General features: G+C 38.3%; 12 protein-coding genes. 7 read left to right on the plus strand and 5 right to left on the minus strand.

The window, feature by feature from the left end:
* Nucleotides 1-8: 8 nt before the first annotated feature.
* The 4 genes from ABVT42_RS08130 to ABVT42_RS08145 all read left to right on the plus strand — a co-directional run bounded on the left by ABVT42_RS08130 (nucleotide 9) and on the right by ABVT42_RS08145 (nucleotide 3791).
* Nucleotides 9-1277, plus strand: coding sequence for a type II secretion system F family protein (locus ABVT42_RS08130; protein WP_353874240.1), 1269 nt, complete (start codon nucleotides 9-11; stop codon nucleotides 1275-1277).
* 127 nt (nucleotides 1278-1404) lie between these two features.
* Entirely contained in the window at nucleotides 1405-2310 is a 906-nt protein-coding gene (locus ABVT42_RS08135) for a prepilin peptidase (protein WP_353874241.1), read from the plus strand.
* Nucleotides 2311-2355: 45 nt separating this feature from the next.
* Nucleotides 2356-3009, plus strand: a complete 654-nt coding sequence (gene coaE / locus ABVT42_RS08140) for a dephospho-CoA kinase (protein ID WP_353874243.1) — start codon at nucleotides 2356-2358, stop codon at nucleotides 3007-3009.
* A gap of 2 nt (nucleotides 3010-3011) precedes the next feature.
* The gene (locus ABVT42_RS08145) at nucleotides 3012-3791 is read left to right on the plus strand and encodes a cell division protein ZapD (RefSeq protein ID WP_353874244.1); all 780 of its coding nucleotides are present in this window, start codon (nucleotides 3012-3014) and stop codon (nucleotides 3789-3791) included.
* A 47-nt stretch (nucleotides 3792-3838) separates the two neighbouring features.
* Here ABVT42_RS08145 and ABVT42_RS08150 read toward each other — a convergent pair whose 3' ends face one another.
* Complete coding sequence (locus ABVT42_RS08150; protein ID WP_353874245.1) at nucleotides 3839-5080, minus strand: choice-of-anchor H family protein; 1242 nt, start codon at nucleotides 5078-5080, stop codon at nucleotides 3839-3841.
* A 200-nt stretch (nucleotides 5081-5280) separates the two neighbouring features.
* Here ABVT42_RS08150 and ABVT42_RS08155 point away from each other — a divergent pair, with 200 nt between their 5' ends.
* The gene (locus tag ABVT42_RS08155) at nucleotides 5281-6999 is read left to right on the plus strand and encodes a dipeptidyl-peptidase 3 family protein (RefSeq protein ID WP_353874246.1); all 1719 of its coding nucleotides are present in this window, start codon (nucleotides 5281-5283) and stop codon (nucleotides 6997-6999) included.
* Between the two features lie 374 nt (nucleotides 7000-7373).
* On the opposite strand, the gene dnaQ is transcribed toward ABVT42_RS08155, so the two are convergent.
* The 3 genes from dnaQ to ABVT42_RS08170 all read right to left on the minus strand — a co-directional run bounded on the left by dnaQ (nucleotide 7374) and on the right by ABVT42_RS08170 (nucleotide 9457).
* Entirely contained in the window at nucleotides 7374-8081 is a 708-nt protein-coding gene (gene dnaQ, locus ABVT42_RS08160) for a DNA polymerase III subunit epsilon (RefSeq protein WP_353874247.1), read from the minus strand.
* A gap of 88 nt (nucleotides 8082-8169) precedes the next feature.
* On the minus strand, nucleotides 8170-8613 hold the full coding sequence (gene rnhA, locus ABVT42_RS08165; RefSeq protein WP_353874248.1) for a ribonuclease HI: 444 nt from the start codon (nucleotides 8611-8613) through the stop codon (nucleotides 8170-8172).
* A 94-nt stretch (nucleotides 8614-8707) separates the two neighbouring features.
* Entirely contained in the window at nucleotides 8708-9457 is a 750-nt protein-coding gene (locus tag ABVT42_RS08170; protein WP_353874249.1) for a class I SAM-dependent methyltransferase, read from the minus strand.
* Between the two features lie 71 nt (nucleotides 9458-9528).
* Between ABVT42_RS08170 and gloB the strand changes: the two genes are divergently transcribed.
* Nucleotides 9529-10311: a hydroxyacylglutathione hydrolase gene (gene gloB / locus ABVT42_RS08175; RefSeq protein ID WP_353874251.1), complete on the plus strand. Its 783-nt coding sequence runs from the start codon at nucleotides 9529-9531 to the stop codon at nucleotides 10309-10311.
* Nucleotides 10312-10449: 138 nt separating this feature from the next.
* Nucleotides 10450-12087 (plus strand): LysM peptidoglycan-binding domain-containing protein, encoded by a 1638-nt coding sequence (locus ABVT42_RS08180; RefSeq protein WP_353874252.1) that lies wholly within the window; start codon nucleotides 10450-10452, stop codon nucleotides 12085-12087.
* 79 nt (nucleotides 12088-12166) lie between these two features.
* Here ABVT42_RS08180 and ABVT42_RS08185 read toward each other — a convergent pair whose 3' ends face one another.
* Entirely contained in the window at nucleotides 12167-13177 is a 1011-nt protein-coding gene (locus ABVT42_RS08185; RefSeq protein ID WP_353874253.1) for a bifunctional helix-turn-helix transcriptional regulator/GNAT family N-acetyltransferase, read from the minus strand.
* Between the last annotated feature and the right edge of the window lie 100 nt (nucleotides 13178-13277).

A 13277-nucleotide genomic window follows, 5' to 3' on the forward strand; every position in this document is an offset into this window, starting at 1 on the left:
CTTAATTTATGGCTGTTCAAGCAATTAAGAAAGAAAGAAAAACCACACAGAGAAAAGCCGCTAAAGCGCCTAAGCAGTTTAGCTTTAGTTGGGAAGGTGCTGATAAAAAAGGCCAGCGTGTCAAAGGCGAAATGATTAGTGAGTCGCCTGCAATCGTTAAAGCGCACCTTCGCAAACAAGGTATTAGCCCAATAAAGGTGGTAAAAAAAGCACAGCCATTATTTGGTGGTGGTAAAGGCAAACCAGTCAATGCATCAGATATTGCCCTGTTTTCGCGTCAAATTGCGACAATGATGAAAGCAGGCGTCCCTTTAGTGCAATCTTTTGACATTATTGGTCGTGGTAATGAAAAGCCTTCTGTCCAAGATCTTTTACTTGGTGTTAAAAGTGACGTTGAAGCAGGTAATACTCTAGCAGAGTCACTTCGCAAACAACCCAAATATTTTGACGATCTCTTTTGTGATTTAGTGGAAGCGGGTGAACAATCCGGTTCTCTTGAAGGAATGCTAGATAGAATTGCCACTTATAAAGAAAAAACTGAAGCACTTAAATCAAAAATTAAAAAAGCATTAACATACCCGATTGCCGTTGTTGTTATTGCGGTTGTGGTTACGGCTATATTATTAGTTAAGGTTGTCCCACAGTTTCAGGAAGTTTTCCAAAGTTTTGGCGCAGATTTGCCCGCATTTACCTTAATGGTAATTTCCATGTCCGAATTTATGCAGGAATACTGGTGGATGTTTCTATTTGGTACTATTGGCTTTTTTATGCTGCATAAACAATTACTTTTGAAATCTAAGGACTTAAGAGATCGAGAAGATAAGTTGTTATTGAAAGTCCCTGTTATTGGTGCAATCTTGCATAAAGCTGCCGTTGCCCGTTATGCTCGAACCTTATCAACTACATTCGCAGCCGGTGTACCACTGGTTGAAGCACTCGACTCTGCTGCTGGCGCTTCTGGCAACGCACTTTATCGTGATGCTATTTTACGTATACGCGATGATGTCACAACCGGTATGCAAATGAACCTAGCCATGCAATCAACGGGCGTATTCCCCAATATGGTGGTACAAATGGTGGCAATTGGTGAAGAATCTGGTTCAATTGACACGATGCTTTCAAAAATAGCTGACATTTATGAACAAGAAGTCGATGATGCTGTTGATGGTTTAAGTGCATTACTTGAACCACTGATCATGGCAGTATTAGGGATACTAATCGGCGGCTTAATTGTTGCGATGTATTTACCTATATTCCAATTGGGCGGTGTGGTTTAGTCGATTTTACTCAAAAATTGAAGAGTAGCGATTTAACCTTTTGTTCAGTTACTTAAATTCAACTCAAATAACATCCAAATGCGTCAGTAAGTTAGTCCAATAACTTACTGACTATAAATGATAATTTATGAATCAAATAATTCAGGCACTTGAGTTTTATCCCAGCATTCTCATTACAGTCACCTTAATATTTGGACTTTTGGTTGGCAGCTTTTTAAATGTTGTCATCTTTCGCTATCCAATCATGTTGTTTCGTGAGTGGGAAAACATGGCGAAAGACATGCTCACTGAGCGAGGATTTCAAATAACTGCGCCTGAAAAACCTGTTGATAACTATCCAGCAAATTTTAATTTAGTCACCCCCCGCTCAGCTTGCCCTAAATGCGATCATAAAATTTCAGCTTTAGAAAATATTCCAATTCTTAGCTATCTCTTTCTGCGAGGTCGTTGTAGGAACTGCGCAACCCCTATTTCAATACGCTATCCATTAATAGAACTATTAACTGGTCTGTGTTTTGCTGCTTGCGCTTATCAGTTTGGCTACGGTTGGCCATTAGTCATCTCGCTGGTAATCACGGCTTACTTTATTGCCATGAGCTTTATCGATATCGATCATCAATATTTGCCCGATACAATGACGCTCCCATTGGTATGGTTGGCTATTATTGCGGCTATGCAGCCTTTATATGTGTCTTTGAACGATGCACTAATTGGCGCAATTGCTGGTTACTTAAGTTTATGGAGCGTTTACTGGGTCTATAAGTTACTGACCGGAAAAGAAGGCATGGGACACGGCGACTTTAAACTGTTAGCCGTTATTGGTGCATTAGTAGGTTGGCAAAAGCTGGGGCTGGTGATTATTCTTTCGGCCGGCGTTGGTGCCATAATTGGAGGCACTTTATTACTAATTCAGGCAAAAGGTATGCAAACGCGAATCCCTTTTGGTCCCTATTTAGTGGTTGCAGGCTGGTGCACTTTCCTTTGGGGAGAACCAATGATGCAAGTCTATTTAAACCTGATTGGCGTCGCATAATCACACCTTTCATTAGAAAGTACTTGTTAAGAGACATTCAGATTGATGACGCCAATAACCAATAACTCAACATTAAAAATATCACTAACAGGCGGTATAGCTTCAGGTAAGTCACAAGTAACTCGACTATTTTCTCAACTCGGTATTGATATTATTGATGCAGATAAAATTGCTCGAGCATTATTTGCCCCTAAAGCTGTATTACTCAAAGATTTAAGACATCAGTTTGGCGATGGTATATTTTTTGACAGTGGCGAGTTAAATCGCGGTGCTTTAGGAAAAATAGTCTTTAATAACAAAGCAGCTCTAAAATGGCTTAACGAATTAACTCACCCGCTGGTTGCAGATAAAATCAGTCAACAACTGACTCAAGTGCAGTCTGATTATGTGATTTTAGATATTCCCTTATTAATCAATCAACAAGGCATCATTCCCACACATTTAAAAGCCGTTACCGATCGTGTTTTAGTGGTTGATGTTTGCCCTGAAATACAAATACAGCGCTTGTGTAAGCGCGATAATATTACTCAAGAACAAGCATTATCAATTATTAATAATCAATCAACCCGCCAACAAAAATTAGCACTTGCTGATGATATTATTGATAATAACACAGATTTTTCTACACTAGAGAGACAAGTCAATGAATTACACAGAGTTTACTTGTCTCTCGCAAGCCAATCAAAATCGAGAAATTAAATGTGACCAGCAACACTCAAACAGATTCAACATTAATTTTTGAATACCCGGCAAAACCACAAGTTCGCAGTTTTCTCAGGTTAGAATCACTTTTCAAGCGTTTCGAAAGAAACCGATTAGCAACCCACCCTGATAATCATCTATTTGCACTTAAAATTTTATTGGAAATTGTCGAAATACTTGAGCATGGTGATACTCGTTCAGAATTGACCAAGGAACTGGCAAGACTCTCTGAACAATTTTCTATTTTAAGAAAAAATCCAGAAGTTGATGTGAAAAAATTAGATACCTTTTTAGTCCAAATAAACCAACTAAAAGATTGGGTATTTGGTTATGAAGGACGATTCGGTGAAAAAATTCGTAAACATCCGTTTATTGAAAATGTGAGATATCGAACCAGTATTCCGGGTGGATATTGTCAATTTGATTGCCCAGAATTATTTTTATTTCTTAATAAAGAATACAGTGAGCGACAACAACTTTTATTAAACTGGCTCGAAAATATAAAAGGAATAAAAACCAGCGTAGAAGTCATCTTAAAACTATTGCGTGATACAACAAAGTGGCAACATCAAGAAGCACCAATGGGGACATTTTTAATTGAAGCGACCGATCCGCCTTTTCAATTAATTCGTGTAAAGCTTGAAAAAACCTTGCATATTTTTCCTGAATTTAGCGTAGGAAAACATCGGAGTACAATTATATTTAAATCGTTTAATCAAGATTACAAAAAAATTCCTCAACAAAAACAGGTTCCATTCGAACTCGCTTGTTGCCATTAAAAAAAGCCGCAAAACGGCTTTTTTAATTTTAAATATATGCCAGAGTTTTAGTTTTTACTTTGTCTTCTTGAAATGACTATCAATCCGCTCAGCAAAGCAATAAACCACCCCATCGCACCACCACCCGACTCATGACTATGAGTTGCCTCTTCTCGGTGAATCGGATCGGAATCAGTACCGACAACATCAAAATCAAAATCATAGTTATGAGACTCAATACCTAGCTGCGATAAAGCGGAAAAGTCTTGCGCCGCATTGGCAATAATTTGGTTAGTCACGACATCGATCAATTGAATCTGTACATCATACCAACCAGGTATTTGACCATTTTCAAAATAAATATCGATATATTCCGTTTGATTTCCTAAAACAAAGTTTTCCGTTTCGACATATGATGAATTAAATGTCAATGTATCCAACAAAACCACTTTTGCATAAACATTGCGTCCAGCAGCGTAAGTGTCAATATCATAGGTCAAAGATAAATGTGTATAAAAGCCATCCCTGTCACCATCCTCAGACAACTCCGATGAAACATAAGTAATCAGCGTGCTATCACTATTTAGTTCATGTTCATTATCTTCTAAAGGCAGCGCATAAAGACTATTAAAAATGTCAGCATCAACGGTATCAACAAAATCAGGATCTCCATACTCATACAGATCAATCAACACATCATAATGGTCAGTCGGAAAATCATAATTCAAACGTGTTGTTACCGAATAATAATCATCACTATCATTGCCATAAATCGTAAAAGTATCTGTAGTTTTATATAAAACCCAAGGGCCTCCATTTTTACTTAAATACAAATCTGCAAACACCTCAGCATACCCACCAGAATAGTTAGGATCAAAGTTAACCGTAAATTCTGAATAATAACCATCACCATCATGATCATAATCCAAACTGGTCCATGCCTCATAAATGACAAAGTTATGAGCGTTGTGGCTTTTTTGAGGTGTTTGACTACGGTAAATTGGTTGCTTTTGAATTTGCTGTTTATTCAGTGCGCTTGCGTGTTTTTCCGTATTGTTTTTAGCGCTCTCTTTTACGACACTACGGCGACTTATCTTAGCACTATTATTTTTGCTCGCAATCGAAACATCTTGAACTGAACGACTTGCAGCTTGCTGAATAACGGAAACATTTGGAACGACGGATTCGAGTTTAAATGAACTATTGTTCAGACTTTTAGTAGAATCGTTGAGAGTGTTATCTGTAGAACTAGCGTGTAATACACCAAGCGGAGATGCTATCAATAATATTGTCGGTATCAGTTTTTTCATGAGTAAACTCCTAACATTTATCAGCTTGAAGTGATTAAAACACTACCAGACTGAATTGAGACTGAACCGTATTTAAATGATTAGCAATAAATTTTGACGTGATTTCATCGTTAATCTCTGCATTCTAATCAACGAGATGTTAGAATGAGCGCTGTTTATTTCAAAGCCTATTATGCTTAATTTTGTATTTCGGAGTTAAAATGAAGCTTAAATTAATCAACTGTTTTATTTTCAGTCTATTTATTTTAGGCTGTAATCAGCCCTCAACGACAGATTCAACTTCGGCTGAACAAAACACGAAAAACAATCAATTAGCAGAAAGCGCGACGATCAACAACCAGATTCCATTACGTTCAGCTAATCCTAGATTTAACATTTACCAAACCGTAGCGCTGACCAGTGATTTATCCCATTTAAGTCAAAACCAAAAAACCATGTTGGGATTATTAATCGATGCGGCCCAAATAATGGATGATTTATTTTGGCAACAGGCATTTGGCAATAAACAAGAATTACTTGAATCTATAACCGATCCATTAACCAGAGAATTCATTGAAATCAATTATGGTCCGTGGGATCGTTTAAATAATAATAAGCCGTTTATCAAAGGCTACGGTGAAAAACCTGAAGGTGCCAAGTTTTATCCAGCAGATATGCAAAAATCAGAGCTGGAAACGGCCAATTTTAAAGACGCTCAATCACTTTATAGCTTAATTAAACGCAATGCTGATGGCGCTTTGTATGCGGTTCCTTATCACGAAGCTTACAAGACTGAACTTACCCAAGCTGCCACATTGCTTCAGCAAGCGGCCAAATATGCCGACAATACTCAGTTTGCTGAATATTTAAATATGCGAGCAGACGCATTATTAACCGATAACTATCAGCCCAGTGATTTTGCCTGGATGGATATGAAAGATAATCCTATCGAGTTGGTCATAGGTCCAATCGAAACCTATGAAGATTTGCTATTTGGCTATCGCAGTGCTTATGAAGCCTATGTGCTTATCAAAGATCAACAGTGGAGTCAGCGATTGACAAAATATGCAGGCATGTTACCTGCGTTACAGCGGGATTTGCCTGTCGATGAGAAATATAAACAGGAAAAGCCCGGCTCCAATTCAGATTTAAACGCTTATGATGTGATTTATTACGCCGGACATAGTAATGCGGGTTCAAAAACAATTGCCATCAACTTACCCAACGATGAGCAAGTTCAACTAGAGAAAGGAACTCGTCGCTTACAATTAAAAAACGCCATGAAAGCTAAATTTGAGCATATTCTTGTTCCCATTGCTAACGAGCTGATTGCCCAAGATCAACGTCAATTCGTGAAGTTTGATGCTTTTTTTGCTAATACCATGTTTCATGAAGTTGCCCATGGTTTAGGAATAAAGAACACAATTAATAATAAAGGCACTGTACGTACCGCTCTCAAAGAAGCTGCGTCTGCATTTGAAGAAGGCAAAGCCGATATTCTGGGTCTTTATATGGTTTCTAAACTATATGATTCCGGACATATGAGCGAAGGTTCATTAATGGATAATTATGTGACTTTTTTAGCTGGTATATTCCGCAGTATTCGCTTTGGTGCAGCCAGTGCACACGGCAAAGCCAATATGGTACGTTTTAACTATTTTAAAGAAAAAGGAGCATTTACTCGCAATGAGCGGACCGGATTATATCGTATTAACTTTGACGCGATGACTATTGCAATGAATGAATTATCAAATATATTGCTAACCGTTCAAGGTAATGGCGATTATCAGCGTGCAGTAGAAATCCTCGAAAACTGGGGAACAATTGGCGAGCAATTAGAAAAAGATCTACAAAGAATTGATAAGTCAGGAATTCCGGTGGATATTACCTTTAAACAAGGAAAAGAAATTTTAGGTTTAAAGGGTGTCAAAGCTCGCTAATTAAATAGAACCAAACCAATTAGATGGATGACTTAACCAACTCAATCAGTTGTAAGATTGTTGAATTGAGTTTTTGTGGTTAAAAACCAAACAATAAGTGATGACTAAGACGGTTTATCAAGTAGTTCAAGTTTTATTCAACTGAAACACCTGAGAGTTAATTCGTGATTGGTTAATATAAAATTTAGAAAAAGGCCATCTCCATCCGGGAGATGGCAACTAACCTAACTTTGAGTCTATTTCTCGATAGGTTAACAATCTACTCAGATGGATAATAGTGGATAAAACGGTTAAATCATAATTTTAATTTCGAATAGCTACTATTTTCAAAATCAATTAGCTATTAAAAATATCAATTGTTGATAGTAAACTTTCTAATGCCAGACCAGTTTGTCGCCGCAAGTTTCTCGCATTTTTTCCAAATAGGCTTCATGCGCCTCGATCTCGCTCTCATTGGCTTTTAACACTTTAAATGGTTGCCTATTTTGAGGTAAGCGCCTAACGCCATCTTCATCGCGCTTTGCCGAGAAATAATCTTGACGCTGAGTTAAGGTCAAATCAACCTGCCCGCCAGTCATTGCCAAATAAACATCGGCGAGTATTTCAGAGTCAAGCAACGCACCATGCAAATCTCGTTGAGAGTTATCGATAAAATAGCGTTTGCATAACGCATCCAAACTGTTTTTCTGTCCTGGGTGCATTTGTCGCGCCAGTACCAAGGTATCGAGAATCGAACAATAATCCTCTATTTTTCCCAGATTGGGGTCGTAAGCTTTAAATTCATGATTAATAAACCCCACATCAAACGGCGCATTGTGAATTATGAGTTCTGCACCTTTTACAAATTCAATAAAATCTTTCACAACATCCTGAAAGAGAGGTTTATCTGCCAAAAACTCATTGGTAATACCATGAACTTCAATAGCCCCATCATCCACTTCTCGCTGAGGATTAATATACACATGGTAGTGGTTTCCAGTTAATCGTCTATTAACCAGCTCTACACATCCAATTTCGATAATTTTATGGCCACGAGAAGGCTCTAAACCAGTTGTCTCTGTATCTAGTACAATTTGTCTCATTGATAGTCACTCAGAATCAATTAGTGATTGAATAATGTATTAACGCGATTAGCCATTTATGATTTAATTGTTTTAAGGCTGTAAATGATTATTTGCTTGAGTTCAATTCGTCAATTCCTTGATTAGCCAATGTGTCGGCTCTTTCATTTTCAGGATGTCCACTATGCCCTTTTACCCAACGCCATTCAATATCATGACGCTGATTCAATTGATCAAGAATTTGCCATAAGTCGGCATTTTTAACCGGCTTTTTTGCTGAGTTTTTCCAGCCTCTTGCTTTCCAGCCGGGAAGCCACTCGGTAATTCCTTTACGCACATATTGAGAGTCAGTCGTTAAAATCACCTTACTCGGGCGTTTAATAGCTTCGAGTGCTTTTATTGCTGCGGTGAGTTCCATGCGGTTGTTTGTGGTTTGCGATTCACCACCATAAATCTCTTTTAAGTGTTCTCCAGCGCGTAATATTGCACCCCATCCACCAGGACCAGGATTACCACGACATGCACCATCGGTAAAAATACTGATATAACTCAAAAATTAAACCTTAATAATTAATTTATAAACTGTTTTGCAACTTCAGATTGCTATTATTACTTGAACCAAAGACAGATTGAAGTCTTTCAGCAAATTATTTAAGCGCCTTATAAAGCTGCTTAAACCAGTTTTCAACTTGTGAAGTGACACTCGGCTCGGCCAAACGAGGGGGAACTAACTGCTTGTTTCGTCGCCAGCTTGGCCGAATCGGCGTTAAAGTAGATACCTTTTTACGCGCAACGATAATGTAATAACTGCAAAAATAATCACAAAACAGTTGCACTACACGCCTGACCCATGGGTAGGCATTACTTTTCTGCAGCTTTTCATTGGTCATACTGATATTAATTGTACTTTCAGTTTCTAACCCTAATAACCTAAACCAGTCAGCCAACCGAGTTCGGCTAATATCTTTATGTTTTTTCAGTTTATCAATACGTCTTTGACCAAACCAGTGTTTAATGCCATACCAGCTCAGCGGGTTTCGTCCAATAACAACTAGCACACCTTCTGGAATTAAAACCCGTTCAACTTCTCGCAGTATCTGATGAGGGTTATTACTTTGCTGCAATATTGCTGGAAGCAATGCAAGATCGATACAATCAGCGGCAACCGGCAATTCTTCAAAGCGGCACTTTACTGTCAATTGATTACCTTGCGGTCCAATGACTAATTGCTGCTTAATGCGCAGCGCATCACCACTCAGCTGATAAGCTAAATCACTGTATAAAAGCGCATTATAACCAAAGACCTGCGCCAAAACCGGGTTTAGGTTTTCTGCGATTAATTGTATTCTTTTAAGAGATAAATCACGGTGATTACTCTCTTTACCTAAATCAGACATATAGCCCTCGCAATATCATTTACGCTAGAATATCGGCTAAACCAACTTATTAATCATAGCTCAAGGTCAATATGATAGCTATCACTCCGATTCAAGCATTTAATGACAACTATTTTTGGGCGGTTCATAACAAAAAAGAAGCAATTATTGTCGATCCTGGCGATGCAGAGCCAGTAAAGCAGTTTTTGACAGATAATCAGCTTAACTTGAAAAGTATTTTAATCACGCATCACCACTGGGATCACACCAATGGTGTTGAGACATTAAAGTCGCTTTCTGGCGCGACGGTATATGCCCCCAAAAGTACCAAAATTACCGTTGCCGATATTCGCTGTCAGGATGGCGATGAAATTACACTGCTTGACGGTTCACTCCAATTAAGAATTATTGAAGTCCCTGGACACACTCTCGATCATATCGCTTATTTTTCTGCTAAAAATGCACAACACGCTAATTTGCTATTTCCCGGAGATACTTTATTTTCTGGAGGCTGTGGTCGTGTATTTGAAGGAACACCAACTCAAATGTGGCAATCCTTACAAAAACTCGCATCATTACCAGAAGATACACTAATTTATTCTGCCCATGAATACACTTTATCTAACCTGGCTTTTGCTAAATCGGTAGAACCCGGCAATTTGCAAATACACCAGCATATTAAAAAGGTTGAGCAACTACGAAAGCAGCATCAGCCTTCGTTACCCACAGTATTAGGAACAGAAAAAGCTATCAACCCATTTCTGCGAGCCGAAATCCAGCAAGTGATAGAGTTTGCTCAATCTCAAGAAAATCAACAGCCATTAACACCATCCGCGGTATTTAAGATTATTCGTCAGTGTAAAGACAATTTTTAAGCATAATTTGACACACATCGAAGTAAAAAATACCATTAGCTGTCAATATACTGAATACACTTAGAAATAGCATAATATTTACACACAAATGCATTGCTAAAATATGTGTTCAAAATCAGCAATCAAGAGGAATATCATTTGAAGTTCAAGTTGTCACTAGCCAGCCTTTTTATCGTTTTAAGTGGTTGTCAGTCAAACCTTTTGGTTCAACAGTCCGCAGATCAATCTACAGATCTTAATGCCCAACCCAAAATTCTTGCGCAGAACGATCAATTAAATACTGCTACACCACAACTCACCGAGGCAGAGCAGATTTTAGACTACCTTAATTCTTGCTTAATAGAAACAGATGCAACCGATAAAGATGCCTATTTAGACGTATGGAATCGTGTTCATTCACAACTGACTTTTCAAATTCCAGATAATCGAAGAGTCCGCGCTCAAAAATCCTGGTACTCTAAACATCCCGAATATATGAAGCGAGTAACTAGCCGTGCAGCGCCTTATTTGCATTTCATTGTAGAAGAACTAGAAAAACAGCAATTGCCCATCGAACTGGCATTGTTGCCAATTGTAGAAAGCGCCTTTGATCCTTTTGCTTACTCTCATGGCAGAGCTTCGGGTATGTGGCAATTTATTCCAGGAACCGGTAAGAATTATGGTTTAAAACAAAACTGGTGGTACGACGGACGACGAGATATTTATCTATCAACCCAGGCAGCCATTAAATACCTGACCTATTTACACAAACGATTCGATGGTAACTGGTTACATGCCCTGGCCGCTTATAACTCGGGGGAAGGTAACGTCAGTCGTGCAATCCGTAGAAACAAAAAACGCGGAAAACCAACTGACTTTTGGTCATTAAATTTGCCGCGAGAAACCAAAGCTTATGTACCTAAACTGCTAGCACTAAGCGATATGTTAGCCAATAAACACGATAATCCCGAGTTTTGGACCCCCATTTCTAACTTACCTTATTTTGCAAGAGTAACGACAGACTCTCAAATAGATTTAAGCTTGGCAGCTTCATTAGCAGAAATTTCAATGAATGATTTTTATCAGTTAAATCCCGCTTATAATCAATGGGCAACTGCACCTCAAGGACCTCATCATATTTTATTACCCATTGATAAGATTGAAGTATTTCAAAACAATCTGGCTAAAATTCCCGTTGATCATCGAATTTCTTATAAGCGCTATACCATTAAGCCCGGCGATAGCTTAATTTCGATTGCCAAAAAGTTTTCTACTAGCGTTGCTCTGTTAAAAGAAAACAACAATATTCACAACAATATGATTCGAGCTGGAAAAAGTCTGTTAATTCCTGTGGCATCGGCTAAACGCGACGAATATCATAAAAGCACCGAACAAAGATTAATTGCCAAGCAAAATACCCGACATAAAGGCCATAAGACCATCTATCAGGTGAAATCGGGCGACTCTATGTGGGAGATTTCTCGAAAATACAAAGTCAACATGAGAAAACTTGCCAAATGGAACAATATGGCACCAACAGACCCACTCAAAGTTGGACAGCAACTGGTGATATGGAATCAATATACGCCTAAGCTCGCCAGTTTATCCCAAGCGAATAAGAAGACAAAAAAAATACACTATAAGGTTAGACAAGGAGACTCTCTGGCACGAATTGCCAATAAATTTAACGTTAGTCTTGGCAATATAAAGCGTTGGAACAAAAGTACGGGTACTAAAAAATATCTACAACCAGGCGACTTAGTGACTTTATATGTTGATATTACTCAGCAATACTAATTGAAAAAGACTTAATATCAAGCTTATTAACTAATACTTTCTAGCGCGTTTTAGACTTCGTATAAAAAGTTAAGCAAACTCATTTGGGCTGATAAACCATATAAATATCAGCCCGTTGATAAATTGACTCAGCGCTTGGATGTGGTTGCTCACAAAAGCCCAATTGATGATACAAATTAATTGCAGGAACCAGTTTCCTATTCGATTCAAGGTACAACAATTGACAAGTTGACTGCTGATAATAATCAATTGCTGCTTTTGCCAGTATTTTCCCAACCCCAAGTCCTTGATAACATTCATCAACGGCCATTTTTGAAAGTTCAAGTTGATCGCCATTTGCAGGAATAAGTGCCACGGTTCCAATGATATCTCCCTGATATTGAGCAAAAAATATTTGTCCGCCAGCATCAATAATATATTTTTGTGGGCAGCCCAATACCTCTTTGTCATGTTCTTCAAGATAAAAGTATTTTTCCAGCCAGGCTTTATTCAGTGCATAAAACGCATTGTCATACTGTGCATCGTAAGCCAAAATTTGAATTTCCTGCTGTAATTTTTTCCTTTCCAGATTGGCAACCCGTCGTTTAATGCTCTGCTCTTGCAAAGCGTGTTCCAGCTGTTCAATATTCGCCAAAAGACCAAATCGGGTTTCTTTGAAAATATCGATGATGGCTTGTTCAATCCATAGCCATAGAGGAAGCAATGTTTTTACAACCGCCAAACCCTTTACAGAGAGAAACAATAATCGTCTTCGCTCATCAGCTTCATCTATGGTATGTTGAATCCACCCTTGTTGCTCCAACTTTCGACTCAATTGGCTGATTGCTGAGTGGGTCAAGCCTAAGGCATCCGCAAGCTCACTAATCGACAGCGCAGATTCAATACCAATATTTTCGGTTAATTCGTTAAGGCTTTGCGTATTTTGCTGATATTCATTGGGCAATAGCAGCTGTAACAATGGAAAACAGCGGCTTTGCAAGGGAATACCACGCGACAAATATAGCTCATCACACTGTCGGTACAACAACTCGCTAATTCGTCTAAAACGAGAACCCAACGCCATATATCCCATTTTCTCAAGACTTTGCATATCTTTTAATCCACAAAACAGTATTAATCATTTAAATAACGAATATAAAATAAAATACAATATAAAATATTATATAAGGCAATACGTAAGAATTTACATA

It is taken from the genome of Aliikangiella maris, assembly GCF_040719265.1.
GTDB classification, from domain to species: Bacteria; Pseudomonadota; Gammaproteobacteria; order Enterobacterales; family Kangiellaceae; genus Aliikangiella; species Aliikangiella maris.

Coding starts and splice junctions, on each gene's coding strand:
- ABVT42_RS08130 (WP_353874240.1), top strand. CDS start 9: ATGGCTGTTCAAGCAATTAAGAAAGAAAGAAAAACCACACAGAGAAAA.
- gloB (WP_353874251.1), top strand. CDS start 9,529: ATGATAGCTATCACTCCGATTCAAGCATTTAATGACAACTATTTTTGG.
- ABVT42_RS08150 (WP_353874245.1), bottom strand. CDS start 5,080: ATGAAAAAACTGATACCGACAATATTATTGATAGCATCTCCGCTTGGT.
- ABVT42_RS08170 (WP_353874249.1), bottom strand. CDS start 9,457: ATGTCTGATTTAGGTAAAGAGAGTAATCACCGTGATTTATCTCTTAAA.
- ABVT42_RS08155 (WP_353874246.1), top strand. CDS start 5,281: ATGAAGCTTAAATTAATCAACTGTTTTATTTTCAGTCTATTTATTTTA.
- coaE (WP_353874243.1), top strand. CDS start 2,356: ATGACGCCAATAACCAATAACTCAACATTAAAAATATCACTAACAGGC.
- dnaQ (WP_353874247.1), bottom strand. CDS start 8,081: ATGAGACAAATTGTACTAGATACAGAGACAACTGGTTTAGAGCCTTCT.
- ABVT42_RS08185 (WP_353874253.1), bottom strand. CDS start 13,177: ATGCAAAGTCTTGAGAAAATGGGATATATGGCGTTGGGTTCTCGTTTT.
- ABVT42_RS08135 (WP_353874241.1), top strand. CDS start 1,405: ATGAATCAAATAATTCAGGCACTTGAGTTTTATCCCAGCATTCTCATT.